The sequence below is a fragment of the Streptomyces sp. B3I8 genome (assembly GCF_030816915.1).
In the GTDB taxonomy this organism is placed as follows: domain Bacteria; phylum Actinomycetota; class Actinomycetes; order Streptomycetales; family Streptomycetaceae; genus Streptomyces.
The window spans coordinates 543,991-561,911 of the sequence record NZ_JAUSYN010000002.1 but is presented as its reverse complement, the minus strand read 5'-3'; the positions used below and the strand labels follow the sequence as shown (position 1 = coordinate 561,911).

Genomic DNA, 17,921 nt, shown 5'->3' with positions numbered 1-17,921 from the left:
GGTGCGGGCCGCTCGGGGGGCGGCCCGCACCGACCGTGACTAGCGTGAATAGTGAGAAGGGCGAGACCCGTCCCCCGTGAACCGGGAAGGCCGATCGACATGACAGCACCACCCGAGGGAACGCCCATCTGGGCGGACGCGATGTTCAGCGAGCTGGAGGGGGCGAAGAGCTTCTACGGCGACGTGCTCGGCTGGACGTTCGGGGAGGCGTCCAGCGAGTACGGCAACTACACGCAGGCGTTCGCGGACGGCAAGGCGGCGGCGGCCGTCGTACCGCCCATGCCGGGGCAGGAGGGGCACTCCGCCTGGTGCCTGTACCTGGCCTCGTCCGACGCGGAGGCGACCGTCGGCCGGATCCGGGACAACGGCGGCGAGGTGCTCCTCGAGCCGATGCGGGTCGGCGACTTCGGCACCATGGCGCTCGCCCGCGAGCCGAGCGGCGCGGTCTTCGGCGTCTGGCAGGGCGGCACCCACGAGGGGTTCGAGGCCAGCGGCGTGCCGGGGGCGTACTGCTGGGCCGAGGTCTTCACCCGCGAACCGGAGAAGTCCGACGCGTTCTTCACCGCGGTCTTCCCCTACCGCACCCAGCGGATGGAGGAGAGCGACGTCGACTTCGTGGTCTTCCGCAACCAGGAGGGCGGCGAACCCGTGCTCGGCCGGATGCGGATGACCGACGACTTCCCGCCGGAGGTTCCCTCGTACATCAACGTGTACTTCGTGGTGGACGACTGCGACGAGGCCGTCCGCCGCGCCACCGACCGGGGAGGCGTGCTCCGCTTCGGCCCGATGAACAGCCCGTTCGGCCGGTTCGCCGCGCTGAGCGACCCGCAGGGGGCGGCGTTCACCGTGCTCGATCCGGCCAAGCGCGAGGGGGACATGCCCAAGCTGTCGGACGTGTCGTAGGGGCGTCCGCGAGGCAGTGGCCGGCCGTTCGGAGCGGCCGGCCGGGCGTGGCATGATCGGGGCATGCTGGAACGTGTGGTGGCCGCCTGTGACGGGGCGTCGAAGGGAAACCCCGGACCCGCGGGATGGGCCTGGGTCGTCGCCGACGACGCCGAGGTACCGGCCCGCTGGGAAGCCGGACCGCTGGGGAAGGCGACCAACAACGTCGCCGAACTGACCGCCCTGGAGCGGCTGTTGTCGGCGGTGGACCCGGGGGTCCCGCTGGAGATCCGGATGGACTCCCAGTACGCGATGAACGCGGTCACCAAGTGGCTGCCGGGCTGGAAGCGCAAGGGCTGGAAGACGGCGGCGGGCAAACCGGTCGCCAACCAGGAGCTGGTCCAGCGCATCGACGCGCTGCTGGCCGGCCGCGAGGTCGAGTTCCGGTACGTGCCCGCGCACCAGGTGGACGGCGACCGCCTCAACGACTTCGCCGACCGGGCGGCGAGCCAGGCGGCGGTCGTACAGGAACCGGCGGGCAGCGAACTGGGTTCGCCCGAGCCGGCGCCGTCCTCCGCGCCGGTGGCGGCGCGGGCGGCGAGTGCGGGTGGGGGCACGGGCGCGGGCGCCCGGAAGCGGACGGCTTCCCGGGGGACCGCGGCCCGCACGATCAAGGCGAAGTTCGCCGGCCGCTGCGTGTGCGGCCGCTCCTACGGCGCGGGCGAACAGATCGCCAAGAACGACCAGGGCTGGGGCCACCCGGAATGCCGCACGGCGCCGTGAGCCGGGGTCTGCGCCCGGCGTAGGGGCCGCGGGGAACCGCGCAGTCTTTCGGGGGGACCGGGGGCGGAGTCCCCGGGACGGGAAGGGTAAGGGCGGCGGGGGCGAAAGCAGTCATAAGGCACCCTCTGGCTGCTACGCTCCGCAACCGATCGCACCCGTACCGCAACCCCAGAAGGACCCGCGTGAAGATCACGTGCATCGGCGGCGGCCCCGCGAACCTCTACTTCGCGATCCTGATGAAACTCCAGGACCCGTCCCACGACCTCACCGTCCACGAACGCGACCCCGCCGGCTCCACCTATGGCTGGGGCGTCACCTACTGGGCGCCCCTCCTCGCCCGCCTCCGCACCCACGACCCCGAATCCGCCGACCACCTGCGCACCCACTCCGTCCGCTGGACCGACGGCTGTGCCCACCTCCGCGGCCGCACCACCGTCCACCACGGTGACGAGGGCTTCGGCATCGGCCGCCACCGCCTCCTCGACCTCCTCGCCGCCCGCGCCACCGCCCTCGGCGTCGCCATCACGTACGAGGACGAGGTCCCCGCCGAGGGCCCGCTCCCCGAGGCCGACCTCGTCGTCGCGGGCGACGGCGTCCACAGCGCCGTCCGCGCCCGCCACCCCGACCACTACGGCAGCGCCCTCACCCACGGCCGCAACCGCTACCTCTGGCTCGGCACCACCAAGGTCTTCGACTCCTTCACCTTCGCCTTCGTCGAGACCGACCACGGCTGGATCTGGTGCTACGGGTACGCCTACGACACCGACCGGAGCACCTTCGTCGTCGAGTGCGCCCCGCGGACCTGGACCGGGCTCGGTCTGGACCGGGCGACCGAGGCCGACGGCCGGGCCGTCCTGGAGAAGCTGTTCGCCGACGTGCTCGACGGCCACCCGCTCCTGGGCCGCGCCCAGCCCGACGGCTCCGCGCAGTGGCTCACCTTCCGCACCCTCACCAACCGCACCTGGCACCGCGGCAACACGGTCCTGCTCGGAGACGCCGCCCACACCACCCACTACTCCATCGGCGCCGGTACCACCCTCGCCCTGGAGGACGCCTGCGCCCTGGCCGAGTCGCTGCACACGCACGGCACCGGCCACGACCCCGCCGCCCTGCCCGCCGCGCTCACCGCCTACGAACGCCGACGCCGAGGCGAACTGCTGCACGTGCAGAGCGCCGCGCGGCACAGCGCCCAGTGGTACGAGAACCTCACGCGCTACATCGACCTGCCGCCCGAGCGCATGTTCGCCCTGCTCGGCCAGCGGCACTCCCCGCTGCTCCCGTACGTGCCGCCGCAGATCTACTACCACCTCGACCGGGCGGCCGGACAGGTCGAGGCGCTGCGCCGGCTGAAGCGCTGGCTCGGCCCGCGGCTGGCCCGTACCGTGCACGCGGCCCGCACCCCGCACTGAGACCGGCCCGCCGCAGGCAGGGGACCGCCGCCGTGTGGGACCCGCCCGCCGGAAGAAGGCCCACCCGCCGGGGGAGGCCCAGCCGCAGGGCAGGCCCGGACCGGGTGAATGGCAATTCACCCGGTAAGGTGAATGACCATTCACCCGCCTTCCGTGCGCCGCCGCCGCGCGCCGCACCGGCCCTCTGGAGCATCCGTGGTCCCGATATCCGTCCCGCCCACCGGCCCCGGCATCCCCCCGGAGCCCGGCGGACGGGTGGCCCTGCGGGAACGGATGGCGGTGCCGGCGCTGGCGTTCGGCGGCATCCTCATGGCGGTCATGCAGACCGTCGTCGTGCCGTTGCTGCCCGACCTGCCCCGGCTGACCGGCTCGTCCCCGGGCGCCGTCTCCTGGATGGTCACCGCCACCCTGCTGTCCGGCGCGGTCCTCACCCCCGTGCTGGGCCGCGCCGGCGACATGTACGGCAAGCGGCGGGTACTCCTCTGCGCCCTCGCGCTGATGACCCTCGGCTCTGTGATGTGCGCCCTGACCTCGACGATCGGCGTCCTCATCGCGGCCCGGGCGCTGCAGGGCGCGGCCGCCGCCGTCGTCCCGCTGTCGATCAGCATCCTGCGCGACGAACTGCCGCCCGAGCGCACGGGTTCGGCGGTGGCGCTGATGAGCTCCACCGTCGGCATCGGCGCCGCGCTCGGCCTGCCGCTCACCGCGCTGATCGTGCAGTACGCCGACTGGCACGTGATGTTCTGGGTGACCAGCGCGCTGGGCGCGAGCGGCGTCGCGCTGGCCTGGTGGGCGGTGCGAGAGTCGCCGGTGCGCGAGCCCGGCCGCTTCGACGTGCTCGGCGCGCTGGGCCTCGCCGTCGGCCTGGCGGCGCTGCTCCTCGGCGTGTCGCAGGGCGGCACCTGGGGCTGGACCAGCCCGCGGGTCCTCGGCCTGTTCGCCGCCGCCGTGCTGGTGATGAGCCTGTGGTGGTACCAGCAGAGGCGCGCCGCACGGCCGTTGGTCGACCTGCGGCTCGCCGTCCGGCCCCGGGTCGCGCTGCCGCACCTCACCGCGCTCCTCGTCGGGTTCGGCTTCTACGCCAACTCGCTCGTCACCGCCCAGCTCGTGCAGGCGCCGAAGTCCACCGGGTACGGGCTCGGGCTGTCCATCGTGGCCAGCGGCCTGTGCCTGCTGCCCAGCGGGGTGATCATGCTGCTGTTCTCGCCGGTGTCGGCCCGCATCTCCGCCGCGCGCGGCCCCCGGGTGACGCTCGCGCTCGGCGCCGCCGTCATCGTCGTCGGATACGTCGTGCGGATCGCCGACAGCACCGACCTGTGGGTGATCATCACGGGGGCGGCGGTGATCTCCCTCGGCACCACCCTCGCCTACTCGGCCCTGCCCACGCTGATCCTGCGGGCGGTGCCGGCCGGGCAGACGGCCTCCGCGAACGGCGTCAACGTGCTGATGCGCACCATCGGGCAGGCCACGTGCAGCGCGGCCGTCGCCGCCGTGCTCGTCCACCACACCCGCGCTGTCGGCGGCGTGCCGGTACCCACGCTGCACGGCTATCTGCTGTCGTTCGCGATGGCGGGTACGGTCGCCCTGGTGGCCTGCGCCGTCGCGCTCACCATCCCCGGCTCGCCCGTCGGCCGGCTCGACGGCACGGTCGGGGGCGGCAGCGCGGCCGTGCGGGCGAAGGCCTCCGATGAGGGGGCGCTGGAAGGAGCGTGACACCGGTGACGACACCGCGGACGGCCCCGCCGTCGGCGCCGCCCGCGCGCCGGGACGCCCGGACCACCCGGGCGGAGATCCTGCGGGCGGCCCGGTACCTGCTGGCCCGGCACGCCCACGCCGACATCACCCTCAAGGCGGTCGCCGACCGGGCGGGGGTCAGCCCGCCGCTGATCCTCAAGTACTTCGGCAACAAGGACACCCTCTTCGCCCAGGTCATGTCGTTCGAGGCCGACGTCGACGCCCTGCTGGACGCGCCGGTCCCCGCGCTGGGCCGGCACATGGTGCGCCACCTGCTGCTCGGCCAGACCGAACGCGGCGCCGACCCGCTGCTGCGCATCGTCTTCGCCCCGCTCCAGGGCGAGCAGGGCGACATCCTGCGCGCCAACTTCCGCACCCAGGTCGTCGACCGGCTCGCCGCCCGGCTGACCGGACCGGACGCCGGGCTCCGCGCCGAGCTGACCGTCGGCACGCTGCTCGGGCTCGGGGTGATGTACGGCATCGCCCGCGGCGTCCATGTGCGCGCCGCGGACGTCGAGGAGATCGCCGACCGGTACGCCCCGGCGGTACAGGCGCAGCTCGGCCCCCGCTGAGGCGAGCGGCCCCGGGCCGCTCAGCGCACGCCGCGCGTACGGAACTGGACGCTGACGCGGGGGCCGATCGCCCGGCCGGTCTTGGGGACCGCGTGCTCCCAGGTCCGCTGGCAGGAACCGCCCATCACGATCAGGTCGCCGTGCCCGAGCGGGCGGCGCAGGACGGGCCCGCCGCCGCGCGGTCGCAGCGCCAGGTCGCGGGGGGCGCCCACGGAGAGGATGGCGATCATCGTGTCCTCGTGCGCGCTCCGCCCGATCCGGTCGCCGTGCCAGGCGACGCTGTCCCGGCCGTCCCGGTAGTAGCAGAGCCCCGCCGTGACGAACGGCTCGCCCAGCTCGGCGGCGTAGTGCGCGGAGAGCGCGTCGCGGGCCTCGGCGAGCAGCGGGTGGGGGAGCGGGTCGCCGGCGCCGTAGAAACGGAGCAGCCGGGGAACGTCGACGGTCTGGTCGTACATCCGGCGCCGCTCGGCCCGCCAGGGGACGTCGAGGACAAGGCGTTCGAACAGGGCGTCGGCCCCGGCGAGCCAGCCCGGCAGCAGGTCGATCCAGGCCCGGGCGTCCAGCCGGGTGCGGCGCAGCCCGTCCAGTGGGCCGAGCCGGAGATCGTCGCCGTCGGTCTGGTCGAACAGGGAGCCCTGGAGATGCGTGGCCATCTCTCCAGCGTACCCGCTATTCGAACGTATGTGCAGGAACGGGCGGCGGGGCGGTGTGTGACGTCAGGCAACCGAAGGCGGGGGCGGGCCCTCTAGATCAGTGACAAGCGGGCGGAGGGCTGCCCCTTTCTATACATGGTGTGTATACACAGCGTGTATATCCGACATGTCCACGTGGTGCCTGGAGCGCCCAGGGTGCACAGGACCCGTATGTCGGAGCAGCCTCACCGCCCGCCGACCACCGCTCCGCCGACGGCCCCGTCGGCGGCCGATCGAAGGGCACACATGTACGGCAAGGCCTTCGCCCCGGAGTATCAGGGCGAGTTGACCACCCTGTCGGTGAACTCCTCGCTCACCGACGTCCTGACCGCCGGCACGGCCCAGCTGCGTGCCGCCGAGCGCGCGGGAGCGCCGGGCGAGGCCGCGCGCTCCGGCCTCGCCGTGGCCGAGGCGCACCGTCGGCTGGGCCAGGTGGCCGAGGCCGACCGTGCCTGGAAGGCCAGCTACCGCGCGGCCCGCGAGGCGGGCGACACCTCCGCGATGGCCTGGGCGCTGTGGAGCGGCGGCACTCTCGCCCGCCAGCGCGGCGCGCTGCCGCTCGCCCGGCGGCTGCTCCGGCTCGCAGCCGATTCCGGCGAACGGGCCGGGGACGTCGTCGTCCGCGGCTACTCGCTCGCCGGCCTGGCCGAGACCGGCCGTATCCAGGGCGACTACGAGGCGGTCACCGCCCTGCACGAGCAGCTGCTGGCCGAGGCGCGCAGGCGGGGCGAGGCCCGGCACACCGTCTGGGCGCTGGAAGGCATCGCGCAGATCCACCGCAACACCGGCTCCTACGACAGCGCCTACGCCATGTTCGAAGAGGCGGCGGGGATAGCGGCCGCCGCCGAGGACCGCCGCGGACACGCCTGGGCGCTGCGCGGCCTCGCCGACATCGTCTCCGTGCGCGACGGCGACACGGAACGCGCGCTCGGCCTGCTCGCCGAGGCCGAGGCCTCGTGCCGGGCGATGAACCTCCTCGGCGCCCTGGCCTACAACCACAAGATGCGGGGCAACGTGCTCTATCGCGCCGGGCGCTACGCGGAGTCACGGGAGCTGTACGCGAGGGCGCTCGAGGAGTTCGACGGCATGGACGAACCCCGTGGCAGGGCGCTGGCCCGGCTCGGGCTGGTCAAGTCCCTGGCCCGTCTCGGCCGCGAACCCGCCGAGACGGCCGCGGACCTCGACGTGCTGGCCGAGACCCTCGACCGGATCGGCCTGCGGCACGGCCGGGAGTCGGTGCGCCGGGCACGCGAGGAACTGGGCCTCACCCCCACTCCGCCGCCGGCCCCGGCCGGGAACCGGACGGAGGAGTCCCGATGAGGCTCACGCCACCGAACGGGACGGCCACCGCGCCGGGGGCGCCGGACGTAGCCCATGGCACGGCGCCGGAGCCGGGTACGGAGCCGGGTACGGCGGTTCCGGTGGCTCGGGAAGGTGCCCGGCACGTGGCGGACTCGCCCCGCCTGATGGCCGCGCCCGGTGCGAAGGGCGCCGCGTCCGTGGGCGCCAGGCCCGGGCCGGTCCTCGCCTACGCCACGACGCACGTGTCCCCGCCCGGTGCGGTGACGGCGCCCGGCGCTTCCCCGGGGCGGAGGGCGGACGTGTGGGAGGGCAGCGCGGAGATGCGCGGCGCGGGGGACTCACCGGCCGCCGCCCCCCTGACGGCCGTCGGCGTGCCGGAGCCTGCCGGTGCCGCGCCCACCGCGGGTGCCGTACTCGCGCGGTGCCGGACGCTGGTCGCGCCCGCGCTCGCCTTCGCCGTCCGGTCCCTGCATCCGTGGGTCGCCGACATGGGGGCGTACGCCCTGGGACTGCCGCGGATCGAGGACGGTCCCGCGAGGGCGGGCGCCGGGGACCACGCGATCCCCGGGGCCGGGAAAGGGGTGCGGCAGGCGCTCGCCGTGCTCGCCGCCGAAGCCGTCGGCGGCGGGGCCGGGGCCGGCGTACCGGCGGCCGTCGCCGTCGAACTCGTGCACGTGTTCTCCCTGGTGCACGACGACGTGATGGACGGCGACGACCTGCGCCGTGGCCGGCCCGCGCTGTGGCGGGCGTACGGCACCGGGCCCGCCGTCCTCGCCGGTGACGCGCTCCTCACCCTCGCCGTCGGGGAGCTCGCCCCCACACCGGGAGCCGTCCGCCGACTGACCGCGGCCCTCGGTGACCTGGTCCACGGGCAGGCCGACGACCTGCTCTTCGCCGGGCGGCCGTGGACCGGCCCGGACGCCGTGGGCATGGCGGAGTACGAGGCGATGGCCGAACGCAAGACCGGGGCCCTGCTGGGCTGTGCGCTCGCCCTCGGGGCCCGGCTCGGGGGTGCCCCGGAGGCGACCGTCGAGGCGCTCGACCGGGCCGGCCGTCACCTCGGGGTGGGCTTCCAGGCCGCCGACGACCTGCTGGGCATCTGGGGTGACCCCGACGTCACCGGAAAGCCGGTCCACGGCGACCTGCGGCAGCGCAAGAAGACCCTGCCCGTGCTCGCCGCGCTGGCCACAGCGCACGGGCCCGCACTCGCCGCCGCCCTCGAAGCCGGACGGACGCAGGAGGCGGCGGAGCTGATCACCGCGGCCGGCGGCCGGGCCACGACGCTGCGGGAAGGCCGCCACCATCTCGCCCGGGCGCGCGCCCTGCTGGCCGCCGCGCCGTTGCGCCCCGGACCGGCGGCCGCGCTCACCCGTCTGCTGGAGGGCCTGGAAGAACGGACGGTCTGAGTGTCGTGGGGGAGTCCCGCGCGCCGACGTCGTCCACGGCGCGGGTGCGCCGGCCGCGCGCGCCGGCGCGCGCGGCCCGCATCCCGGGGCGGCGGGCCGTCAGTGCTCCTGCTGCGGCTTCTGCTCGCTGGGCCGCACCACCACGAACCCCTCGCCGTCCAGGCGCAGTTGCACGACCTCGCCCGATCCGCCGCGCAGCATCGAGCCCACGGACTGCGAGCGGTGCAGCGAAGTCGTCAGATGGGCGCTCCAGCCGACCACCGCGTCGGTGTCCACGAAAACCGGCTGCTGCGAGGAGACCGGGATCACCAGCGGATCGCCCTGGCACACCAGCCCCAGTCTGCCGTGCCCGGAGAACACGCTGTTGAACAGGCCGCCGCCCGCGATGCCCGACCCCTTCACGGTCTTGATCTCGTACTGCAACGTCGAGTCGAAGCAGAGCACGTTGCGTCCGTTCACGGTGAACAGGTCGCCCGGTTCGACCTCGACGACGAAACAGTTCTGCGCCTCGTGCGCGAACCAGGCCTCCCCCTGTCCGCGCACGGTCATCAGCGGCAGCCCCTCGCCGGTGACCGCCCGCTTGAGCATGCCGCCCACCCCCTGGCTCTTGCGTTCGAACTGCAGATTGCCGCGGTAGGCCACCATCGCGCCCTGCCGGGCGAGCATGTCGCCGTTCACCACGTACCGCAGGCACTTGGCGTTCTCCACGCTCATCCCGGGCGCGACGGCGGGCTGTACGACGTGGTCACTGGAAAAGAGATCACCCTTCATGTGCGCATCGTGGCCCGGAACCCGTCCCTCCGCCAACAACGAGGGGCGCGGAGAACCGCGCGGCTCCTCTCGGGGGTCCGGCTGTCCGACGTCCCCGGCTCACCCCCCGTCGCCCAGCGCCTCCGCCGCCCCCGCGACCACGGCCGCGGCCACCGCCGCGAGCGCGGGGGAGTCCAGCTTCCACTGCTGCCAGTACAGCGGCACGTCCATCGGCCGCCCCGGCGTCAGCTCCGTCAGCGCCCCGGTCCGCAGCAGCTCGCCGGCCTGCGCCACCGGCACCATCCCCCACCCCAGGCCCGCGACCACCGAGTCGAGGAACCCCTCCGAAGTCGGCACGTGGTGCCGCCAGGCGCCGGCGCCCCGGCCGCCCAGCCGCCGGACGAACATGTCCTGGAAGTCGTCCCGCCGGTCGAAGACCACCACCGGCGCGCGTGTGAAGGCCGCCGCCAGGTTCCGCTCCCCGCGCGGCTCCCGCAGGGCCTCATCGCCGAACCACCGCTCCGCGAACCCCGGCGCGGCCGCCGCCACGTACCGCATCCTCCCCAGCGCGCGTACCGAGCAGCCCGTCACCGCGTCCGGCGACGAGGTGACCGCCGCCATCACCCGTCCCTCCCGCAGCAGCGCGGCGGTGTGGCTCTCGTCCTCCCGGCGCAGTTCGTAACTCAGCCGCAACTCCCCGGGCACCCGCCCGAGCGCGGGCAGGAACCAGGTGGCGAGCGAGTCCGCGTTCACCGCGACCGACACCCGGGTCGGCTCCGCGCCGGCGGACATGCCCAGCTCCTCGCGCGCGTCGTTCTCCAGCCGGGCGAGCTGCCGGGCGAACCGCACCACCACCTCGCCGGACTCGGTGGCCCGCACCGGTCTGGTGCGCGTGAGCAGCACTCGGCCGGTGCGCTGCTCCAACGCCTTCACCCGCTGGCTGACCGCCGAGGGTGTCACATGCAGAACGGCGGCGGCCGCGTCGAACGTGCCCTCGTCCACCACCGCGAGGAGCGTCCGCACCTGGTCCAGGGGCATCTCCGCCAGTCCACGCCCGCCCGGTCGCCCGCCTTCCCCGCCCGGTCGCCCGCCTTCCCCGTCCGGCCTGCCACGTCCCCCGTCCGACGCTTCGGCCTCGTTCATCTTCATATCTGCTAAAGCTACCTAAGAATCATTAGCTGTACTGCTGATCGGATCCTCCCTACCGTCTGCCGTATGAACCACGCGCAGGCCCTCGCCGCCGCTGCCGCCGGATTCGGCACCGGCCTCTCCCTCATCGTCGCCATCGGCGCCCAGAACGCCTTCGTCCTGCGCCAGGGAGCCCGCCGGGAGGCCGTTCTGACCGTGGTCGGCATCTGCTCCCTCTCGGACGCGGTGCTCATCGCCGCCGGCGTCGGAGGAATGGGCGCGGTCGTCGTCGCCCGGCCCGGCGCACTCACCGCCGTCGGCGTGGTCGGCGGCCTGTTCCTGCTCGGCTACGGGGCCCTTGCCGCCCGCCGTGCCGTGCGCCCCGGGGCGATGAAGGTGGAGGGGGCGCCGGAGCGCTCGCGGCGGCGGGCGGTGCTGACGTGCCTGGCGATGACCTGGCTCAACCCGCACGTCTACCTCGACACCGTCTTCCTGCTCGGCTCGGTCGCCGCCCACCGCGGCCCCCTGCGCTGGAGCTTCGGGCTCGGCGCCGCGCTCGCCAGCCTCTGCTGGTTCGCCGCCCTCGGCCTCGGGGCCCGCCCGCTCGGCCGCCTGCTGACCCGACCGTCCGCCTGGCGGGTGCTCGACGGCCTGGTCGCGGCCACCATGCTCACCATGGGCACCCGGCTCCTCGTCAGTGCGTGATCTCGCTCGCGTTCGGTCACGGACCGTCGGGGGAATCGTTCGGATGAGCGATAGTGAACCCTGACCAAAAAGATGTACCGAGCATCCAGGGGTTCCGTGGACACCAGCGAGAGCAGTACGGCAGAACCGGAGAACGGCGGCCTCGCGCAGGCTCCCGGCCCCGGCACCACCTCCCCGCCCGCCGCCTTCCCGGACGCCGGCGGCGCCCGCCGGGGGTGGCGCCGCTTCACCATGGACACCCGGCCGCTGCGCCACCCCGCGTTCCGCCGACTGTGGTCCTCCACGATCGTCACGGCGGTAGGCAGCCAGCTCACCGCCGTGGCCGTGCCCAAGCAGATCTACGACATCACCGGCTCCTCCGCCTGGGTCGGCTACGCCAGTCTCGCCGGACTGCTCCCGCTGGTCGTCTTCGCCCTGTGGGGCGGCGCGATCGCCGACAGCATGGACCGCCGCAAGCTGCTGCTGCTCACCAACTCGGGGATCGCGGTCACCTCCGTGCTGTTCTGGGCGCAGGCGGTCACCGGCCTGGACTCGGTGGCCGTACTGATGGCGCTGCTCGCCCTCCAGCAGGCCTTCTTCGGTCTCAACTCCCCGGCCCGCAACGCCTCCATCGCCCGGCTGGTGCCCGGGGACGAACTCCCCGCGGCCAACGCGCTGGGCTCCACCGTGATGCAGACGGGCCTCGTGGTCGGCCCGCTGCTGGCCGGCGTGCTCATCCCGGTGATCGGCCTCTCGGAGCTGTACCTCATCGACGCGCTCGCCCTGTGCGTCACCGTGTGGGCGGTCGTGCGGCTCCCCGCGCTGCCCCCGCTGACCGCCGCCGCGACCGCCGCCGGGCGGGCCGGCCTGGGCGCGATAGCGGAGGGCTTCCGGTACATCTCGCTCCACAAGGTCCTGCTGCTGTCCTTCCTCGCCGACATCATCGCCATGGTCTTCGGCATGCCCCGCGCGCTGTTCCCGCAGCTCGCCGCGGAGACGTACGGCGGTTACGGGGAGGGCCTCGCGCTGGGCCTGCTCTTCGCGGCCATTCCCGTCGGCGCGGTGCTCGGCGGCCTGCTGTCCGGCACGTTCTCCCGGGCCCGCCGGCACGGCCTCATGGTGCTCGTCGCGGTCGCGGCCTGGGGTGCGGCCGTCACCGGCTTCGGGCTCAGCGGCAACCTGTGGATCGCGGTGGTCTTCCTCGCCGCGGCCGGCGTCGCCGACATGGTCTCCATGGTCTTCCGCGGCGCCATCCTGCTCTCCGCGGTCACGGACGAGATGCGCGGGCGTATGCAGGGCGTCTTCACGGTGGTCGTGGCGGGCGGTCCCCGCCTGGCCGACGTCCTGCACGGCACGGGCGGCTCCCTCTTCGGCGCCCGTGCGGCCGTCGCGGGCGGCGGGCTGCTGGTCGTCGCGGCGACGCTGGTACTGGCGTCGGTGACACCGGCGCTGCGCAACCACCGCGTCTGACGGTCCGCGTCTGACGGTCCGGGCCCGACTGGTCCGGGCCCACGACAGGGCCTGCGACAGGGCCCGGGGAGGCGGAGTTCATCCCCTCGAATTCCGTTTTGTACCGGAGTACGGTCAATGTATGAGTACGGACACCATGCTTCTGCTGGCCGCATCGAGCCACACGCTCAATCTCGTCGGCGCGTTCATCGGCGGTCTTGTCATCGCGGGCCTGCTGGTCTGGGCCGTCACCTTCGGCATCACGGTGCGCACCCGGGAACCGGGACCACCTCGGCCGGACGAACAACCACATCTCCCGGACGGCGGGGCCATCCGGGAGGAGAGCGAGATGAGGGAGGCGGACGAGGTCCACCACGCGGAGGACGGCGAGGAGCGCATCCTTCCGCACGACATGCACCACGCCGCGACGAGGCACGCGGACGATCAGCACCGACGCCGGTGGGACCCGGGATCGAGCGGCTCCTTCGGCAGCGGAGGCCTGGGCCACGTGTGAGCGGCTCGCCGCGCCACCGACAAAAGGGGCGCGGGGAACCGCGCGGAACGGGGCGAAGCCCCGCGCCGGAGCCCCTTGAAGGGAGGGGAAGGGCAAGGGCGGCGGGGACGGAACCCCGCCGTCACGGCAGCCGCGCCGCCGACTCCTCGGGAGTCAGGTCGGGCCGCAACCGCAGCCACGCGGGCTGTCGCAGCATCCCCGCCCGCGTCCGCTCCCCGTACCGCACCTCTCCCACCACCCCCGGCACCACCCAGCGCGCTCCCGCCACCCGCGGAACCGGCTCGAACGGACATGCCCGCGAGGCGCCCGCCGCCATCAGCTCCGCCAACTCCCGCCGTTCCGCCTCGCTCCATCCCGTCCCCACACTGCCCACGTACCGCAGCCGCCCCGCCCCGTCCCACTGACCCACCAGTACCGCCCCCGGCAGCCCCGTCAGCCGGCCACGCCCGGGCAGCCACCCGCCGACGATCACGTCCACCACCCGCAGGTGGCGCAGCTTGATCCAGGCCCGTGACCGGACCCCGGGCTCGTACACCGAGTCGAGCCGCTTGCACACCAGCCCCTCCAGCCCGTTCTCCCGGGTCGCGGTCAGTGCCCGCTCCCCGTGGCCCACCAGCGCGGCCGGCGTCGACCAGTGCGGCCCGGACAGCTCCAGTTCCTCCAGCCGGGCGCGCCGCCGCACGTAGGACAGACCCGTCAGCGACTCGCCGTCCAGGTGCATCACGTCGAACAGCACCAGGTGCGCGGGCGTTCGCGCCGCCCGCCCGGCCGCGAGCGCCGGCGAGTGCGCCAGCCCCATCCGCGACTGCAGCAACTGGAAGTCGCCGCGCCCCTGTTCGTCCAGCACCACCACCTCCCCGTCGAGCACGGCGGGGGTGTCGCCGAGCGCCGCGCCCAGCGGCGACAGCTCCGGATAGGCGCCGGTGACGATCTGCCCCGAGCGGGCCCGCAGCTCGATCCGGCCGTCGCCGGGGAGATAGAGCACGACCCGCTGGCCGTCCTGTTTCGTCTCGTACGCCCACCGCGCGTCCTGCGGGGCGGGCGGCAGGGAGCCGGGAGTGGCGAGCATCGGGGCGATCAGCGGCAGGTCCACGGCACAGGTGTCGACACCCGCGCCCGCCGCCACGCCCCCGGACCGCCCGAACCCCCCGATCGGCGCACGCGTCCCGCCCTGCCGGGCCCGTGAACGCGCACCCGGCAGTCAGCGGCAGTCAGCCGCGGACGACGGCGGGCAGCGGTGATCGGCGCCGGAAAGCGGGCCAGTGGTGGTCGGCGCCGGCAAGCGGGGCCAGCGGAGGTCGGCGCCGGTCAGCGCCGGAACAGCGTGATCGAGTGCCCGACCTCGTCCACCTCCCGGCTGTCGCGCAGCAGCAGCGCCAGCCGCCCCCGCGCCTTGGCGATCGAGGAGTCGGACACCACCAGCAGCCCGTGCACCTCCTGTGGCCCCGCCCTCCGGGGATCGGCGGCGTGGATGCCGTACCAGGAGGGCACCCCACTGCCCTTGTAGACCAGCCACACCTTCTCGCCGGGGTACCGCTCCCGCAGCCGGTCGGCCAGCCGGCCGAGGTCCTGCCCCCAGTCGACGTTCGCGTCGTGCAGCCGCAGCCGTGTCTTCGCCGGACCGCCGAAGGCCTCGTTCGAGTACGGCAGGTAGAAGGGGTACGTCCGCAACGAGCTGACGGCCACGAACGCGACCAGCGCCGCCACCGCCCCGTACGCCCACCGCCGCCGCGACGCGATCACGCACGCCGCCGCGACGGCCAGGAACACCGGCATGAACAGCGCGTACCGGGTGCCGAAGTCCCGCGCCCCGTCCATCGCCACCACCAGCAGCACGGCCGGGGGCAGCAGCACGTACGCTGCCGCCGGCCGCAGCCGGCCCACCGTGAGCAGGGCCGCCGCGCCCGCCGCCCACAGTGCGAGCATGCCGAGCGGGGTCTTCACCAGCAGCGCGGCCGGCAGGTAGTACCAGCGGTTGCCGGTGTAGACGTGCCCGAACAGGAACCCCTGCCAGGGCTCGTCCTCGAAGCCGAACTGGATCCGCATCCCGTCCCGGTACGGCTCCGGGAACGGCAGCACCCGCACCAGCAGCCCGCGCAGCCCGTGCACCTGGGGCACCCCCTGGCCCGCCGCCGACCAGCGCAGCCGGGGATCGACCACGAGGTACGCCGCCCAGACGACGGCCACCGCGACCAGCCCCACCCCCGCCGCCGCCCCGGCCGCCCGCAGCAGCATCCGGAGCCGGGTACGGCGGGCCGTCGCCGCCGGGTCCGCGGTCTCCCGGGGGCGCCCGGCGCCCACGGTCCCCTGGGGGCGCCGGGCCGTGAAGTACGACCACGCCGCCAGGCCCAGCACCACCGGGATCGCGGGCAGCGTGTTCATCTTCGTCGCGAGCGCCGCGCCCAACGACAGCCCGGCGAGCGGCAGATACGGCAGCGGACGGGCCCGCGCCCGCCACACCGCCCACACCGACACCAGGACGAACCCCACCGCCGGCACGTCCAGCGTGGCGAGCGTGCCGTGGGCGATCAGGTCCGGCGAGAACGCGTACAGCGCCAGCGCCGCCAGGCCGCCGAGGGGGCCGGTGAGATCGCGGGCGAAGCCGAACACGACCAGGCCGAACAGCAGCGTCAGCACGATCACCGGCAGCCGCGCCCAGAACATCACCCGCCACGGGTCGTTCCCCGACTCGTACAGCAGCCGCCGTCCCAGGGCGCCCTGGTCCCCGTCGAACCCGGGAGCCAGGCGGGGCCGGGCGAACACCTCGCCGCCCGCGATGATCAGCTTGCCCAGCGGAGGATGCTCGGGGTTGAAACGCAGGCTGTGCTCGCGCACGTAGACCAGGGCCGTGCCGGCGTAGACGGGCTCGTCGATGGTGGGCGTCTGCCGCAGGGCCCCGGTGACCATGCCGAGGGCCATCTGGGCCAGCAGCACGCACACCGTCACCGCCGTGAGCCGGCGCCGGTGGCGGCGGAGCACGGCGGCCACCGTGCGGGCGGGGTGCGCCGGGGGAGGGGCGGCCGCGCGCGGGCGCCGGACGGGCAGGAAGGTCGGCATGCCCTGGGTTACGTCCCGGACCGCCCGGCCGCTCAACGCCGGACGGACCCGCCGCACCGGGGCCGGGACGGGGCGGGTCCGGGGGCTTCTCAGGGGCGCGCGTACTCCTGCCGCACCAGCGCCGCCAGCCGTGCCAGGGCGTCCTGCGCGGCCGGGCGGTCCGCCCCGTCGAGGACGGCCAGCGCGTCGGCCGCGGCCTCCCGGACCGGCTGCGGCACCTCGTCCAGCGCGGCCATCCGGTAGGCGACGGTCCGCCGCGCCACCCGTTCCTGGGGGGTGACCCCGTCCGGACCCGTGCACGGGAAGACGGCCGCCTCGTAGGCGGTGATGTGCGCGAGCACGCCGTGGGCGATGCCCTCGGCGTACCCCTGGGCGCCCGCCCGGCGCTGGGCCGCCGCGAAGCGGGCGAGGGCGCGGCGGCGGGCGAAGAGGGCGGCGGCCAGGCCCGCGCCGCCCGCGCAGGCGGCGGTGACGAGGGCGGTGGTGGGACCGCCGAGGAGTACGCCCACCAGGGCGCCGCTCGCCGTCGTCAGGCAGACCAGGCCGCTGACGAGCAGGAGGAGCGCGCGGGCGGGGGTGAGCGGGGCCATGGCGAGCAGTGTGCCAGCGCGGGGTGCGTGGCGGAGAGTTTTTCGCCCCCCCAGCCCCTTCCCTCCCCCGAGTTCTCGGCTCCTCCCTCGAGCTCTCGACTGCGTTCGAGCAGGGGAACCCCATGAGCGGGGGCCCTCACCGTCCCGGGGGCTTCGCCCCCGGACCCCCACAAGATGCGCCCACGCGCCGAGGCCGCATATCGACACAGCCCCGCGCCCATGGCCGATGGCCTTCTGCACGTGATGTGTGACACGTCCGGGACGTGTTCCGTACCCGCTCCGGGGCAGATCGTGGCTGCGCACGGCTTGATCGGTGCCGAAGCGGGGCAAACGGGCAGGCCGTGACGGGTTCCGTGCATTTGACACTCTCTTCCGCGCGCGGATAGGAAGCATCCGCGGAAGTGGAGAGGTGAAACGTGCGCGAGCCCAATGTGATCGGGGACTGGCAGGAGTACGACCAGGACCGGGCCGGCCTGCGCGTGCGCGTCCACGGCCTGGAGAAGGCGGAACCTCCGCGGGGGCGCGAGGACGCCGCCGAGGGGCTCACCTACTTCCGGTTCCGCGTGACCGTCGAGAACCGCGGCGGCGCCCCGGTCGGCGTCCACATCGAGGACGGACAGCTCGACGTGCGCACCGGCGCCGACGGCGAGAGCGCCGTCCTGGACTGGCGGAACTCGCAGTTCATCGAGGGGTACGACATCTACCCGCTGCGCCGGGCCACCGCCGTGCTCTACGCGGCCGCCGCGGACGCCTCCCTGCACCGGGTCGACATCCAGGTGCATGTGCGGATGGACGAGGAGTGGACCGAGCGGCACCTGTGGGCGGCCGACCTGACCCTGCCCGCGGTCATGGCCGACTCGGCCACCGCCGCGCGGGCCGGCGCCGACGCGGCCGACCTCGCCGGCCAGGTCAGCAACTACCTGCGCCGAGAGGCGGAGCGGGGCCAGGGCTGAGCCTTTGGGCCCCCGG

The 17,921-nt window shown here is 74.5% G+C and carries 17 protein-coding genes; 11 read left to right on the top strand and 6 right to left on the bottom strand.

The genetic code is table 11. The features are described from left to right. Nucleotides 1-99: 99 nt before the first annotated feature. From QFZ64_RS04715 to QFZ64_RS04695, 5 genes are all read left to right on the top strand, one after another. On the top strand, nt 100-903 hold the full coding sequence (locus QFZ64_RS04715) for a VOC family protein (RefSeq protein ID WP_307062624.1): 804 nt from the start codon (nt 100-102) through the stop codon (nt 901-903). 63 nt (nt 904-966) lie between these two features. Then, nucleotides 967-1,665: a ribonuclease H gene (locus tag QFZ64_RS04710; protein ID WP_307062622.1), complete on the top strand. Its 699-nt coding sequence runs from the start codon at nt 967-969 to the stop codon at nt 1,663-1,665. A 182-nt stretch (nt 1,666-1,847) separates the two neighbouring features. Then, nucleotides 1,848-3,074: an FAD-dependent monooxygenase gene (locus tag QFZ64_RS04705; protein ID WP_307062620.1), complete on the top strand. Its 1,227-nt coding sequence runs from the start codon at nt 1,848-1,850 to the stop codon at nt 3,072-3,074. Between the two features lie 273 nt (nt 3,075-3,347). After that, entirely contained in the window at nt 3,348-4,787 is a 1,440-nt protein-coding gene (locus tag QFZ64_RS04700) for an MFS transporter (protein ID WP_307071574.1), read from the top strand. A 5-nt stretch (nt 4,788-4,792) separates the two neighbouring features. After that, complete coding sequence (locus QFZ64_RS04695; RefSeq protein ID WP_307062618.1) at nt 4,793-5,380, top strand: TetR family transcriptional regulator; 588 nt, start codon at nt 4,793-4,795, stop codon at nt 5,378-5,380. A gap of 20 nt (nt 5,381-5,400) precedes the next feature. Here the strand turns inward: QFZ64_RS04695 and QFZ64_RS04690 are convergent, their stop codons facing one another. Then, nucleotides 5,401-6,033, bottom strand: a complete 633-nt coding sequence (locus QFZ64_RS04690) for an alpha-ketoglutarate-dependent dioxygenase AlkB (RefSeq protein ID WP_307062615.1) — start codon at nt 6,031-6,033, stop codon at nt 5,401-5,403. Between the two features lie 285 nt (nt 6,034-6,318). Here QFZ64_RS04690 and QFZ64_RS04685 point away from each other — a divergent pair, with 285 nt between their 5' ends. Next, nucleotides 6,319-7,392, top strand: coding sequence for a tetratricopeptide repeat protein (locus QFZ64_RS04685; RefSeq protein ID WP_307071572.1), 1,074 nt, complete (start codon nt 6,319-6,321; stop codon nt 7,390-7,392). 302 nt (nt 7,393-7,694) lie between these two features. After that, a complete protein-coding gene (locus QFZ64_RS04680; RefSeq protein ID WP_373430722.1) occupies nt 7,695-8,780 on the top strand; it encodes a polyprenyl synthetase family protein in 1,086 nt (361 codons plus the stop codon). Nucleotides 8,781-8,879: 99 nt separating this feature from the next. Here the strand turns inward: QFZ64_RS04680 and QFZ64_RS04675 are convergent, their stop codons facing one another. Then, on the bottom strand, nt 8,880-9,551 hold the full coding sequence (locus QFZ64_RS04675) for an AIM24 family protein (RefSeq protein ID WP_307062611.1): 672 nt from the start codon (nt 9,549-9,551) through the stop codon (nt 8,880-8,882). A 99-nt stretch (nt 9,552-9,650) separates the two neighbouring features. After that, nucleotides 9,651-10,568 (bottom strand): LysR family transcriptional regulator ArgP, encoded by a 918-nt coding sequence (locus QFZ64_RS04670; protein WP_307062609.1) that lies wholly within the window; start codon nt 10,566-10,568, stop codon nt 9,651-9,653. Nucleotides 10,569-10,745: 177 nt separating this feature from the next. Between QFZ64_RS04670 and QFZ64_RS04665 the strand changes: the two genes are divergently transcribed. The 3 genes from QFZ64_RS04665 to QFZ64_RS04655 all read left to right on the top strand — a co-directional run bounded on the left by QFZ64_RS04665 (nt 10,746) and on the right by QFZ64_RS04655 (nt 13,305). Then, nucleotides 10,746-11,363 carry a LysE/ArgO family amino acid transporter gene (locus QFZ64_RS04665; RefSeq protein WP_307062607.1) on the top strand — a complete coding sequence of 206 codons (618 nt, stop codon included), beginning with the start codon at nt 10,746-10,748 and terminating at the stop codon, nt 11,361-11,363. 96 nt (nt 11,364-11,459) lie between these two features. Continuing rightward, complete coding sequence (locus tag QFZ64_RS04660; RefSeq protein WP_373430549.1) at nt 11,460-12,812, top strand: MFS transporter; 1,353 nt, start codon at nt 11,460-11,462, stop codon at nt 12,810-12,812. A 121-nt stretch (nt 12,813-12,933) separates the two neighbouring features. Continuing rightward, nucleotides 12,934-13,305, top strand: a complete 372-nt coding sequence (locus QFZ64_RS04655; RefSeq protein ID WP_307062603.1) for a DUF6479 family protein — start codon at nt 12,934-12,936, stop codon at nt 13,303-13,305. A gap of 121 nt (nt 13,306-13,426) precedes the next feature. On the opposite strand, the gene QFZ64_RS04650 is transcribed toward QFZ64_RS04655, so the two are convergent. From QFZ64_RS04650 to QFZ64_RS04640, 3 genes are all read right to left on the bottom strand, one after another. Beyond that, entirely contained in the window at nt 13,427-14,398 is a 972-nt protein-coding gene (locus QFZ64_RS04650) for an RNA ligase family protein (RefSeq protein ID WP_307062601.1), read from the bottom strand. A 215-nt stretch (nt 14,399-14,613) separates the two neighbouring features. Beyond that, nucleotides 14,614-16,362 (bottom strand): ArnT family glycosyltransferase, encoded by a 1,749-nt coding sequence (locus QFZ64_RS04645; RefSeq protein ID WP_373430548.1) that lies wholly within the window; start codon nt 16,360-16,362, stop codon nt 14,614-14,616. A gap of 89 nt (nt 16,363-16,451) precedes the next feature. Beyond that, nucleotides 16,452-16,952 (bottom strand): hypothetical protein, encoded by a 501-nt coding sequence (locus QFZ64_RS04640; RefSeq protein WP_307062599.1) that lies wholly within the window; start codon nt 16,950-16,952, stop codon nt 16,452-16,454. 416 nt (nt 16,953-17,368) lie between these two features. On the opposite strand from QFZ64_RS04640, the gene QFZ64_RS04635 reads away from it, so the two are divergent. After that, a complete protein-coding gene (locus QFZ64_RS04635; protein WP_307062597.1) occupies nt 17,369-17,905 on the top strand; it encodes a hypothetical protein in 537 nt (178 codons plus the stop codon). Nucleotides 17,906-17,921 lie beyond the last annotated feature (16 nt).

Bases quoted from the DNA above. Each gene is read 5' to 3' on its own strand.
- QFZ64_RS04710 (WP_307062622.1), top strand. From the start codon at position 967: ATGCTGGAACGTGTGGTGGCCGCCTGTGACGGGGCGTCGAAGGGAAAC.
- QFZ64_RS04670 (WP_307062609.1), bottom strand. From the start codon at position 10,568: ATGCCCCTGGACCAGGTGCGGACGCTCCTCGCGGTGGTGGACGAGGGC.
- QFZ64_RS04700 (WP_307071574.1), top strand. From the start codon at position 3,348: ATGGCGGTGCCGGCGCTGGCGTTCGGCGGCATCCTCATGGCGGTCATG.
- QFZ64_RS04640 (WP_307062599.1), bottom strand. From the start codon at position 16,952: ATGGCCCCGCTCACCCCCGCCCGCGCGCTCCTCCTGCTCGTCAGCGGC.
- QFZ64_RS04690 (WP_307062615.1), bottom strand. From the start codon at position 6,033: ATGGCCACGCATCTCCAGGGCTCCCTGTTCGACCAGACCGACGGCGAC.
- QFZ64_RS04715 (WP_307062624.1), top strand. From the start codon at position 100: ATGACAGCACCACCCGAGGGAACGCCCATCTGGGCGGACGCGATGTTC.
- QFZ64_RS04645 (WP_373430548.1), bottom strand. From the start codon at position 16,362: ATGCCGACCTTCCTGCCCGTCCGGCGCCCGCGCGCGGCCGCCCCTCCC.
- QFZ64_RS04655 (WP_307062603.1), top strand. From the start codon at position 12,934: ATGAGTACGGACACCATGCTTCTGCTGGCCGCATCGAGCCACACGCTC.
- QFZ64_RS04680 (WP_373430722.1), top strand. From the start codon at position 7,695: ATGCGCGGCGCGGGGGACTCACCGGCCGCCGCCCCCCTGACGGCCGTC.
- QFZ64_RS04675 (WP_307062611.1), bottom strand. From the start codon at position 9,551: ATGAAGGGTGATCTCTTTTCCAGTGACCACGTCGTACAGCCCGCCGTC.
- QFZ64_RS04665 (WP_307062607.1), top strand. From the start codon at position 10,746: ATGAACCACGCGCAGGCCCTCGCCGCCGCTGCCGCCGGATTCGGCACC.
- QFZ64_RS04685 (WP_307071572.1), top strand. From the start codon at position 6,319: ATGTACGGCAAGGCCTTCGCCCCGGAGTATCAGGGCGAGTTGACCACC.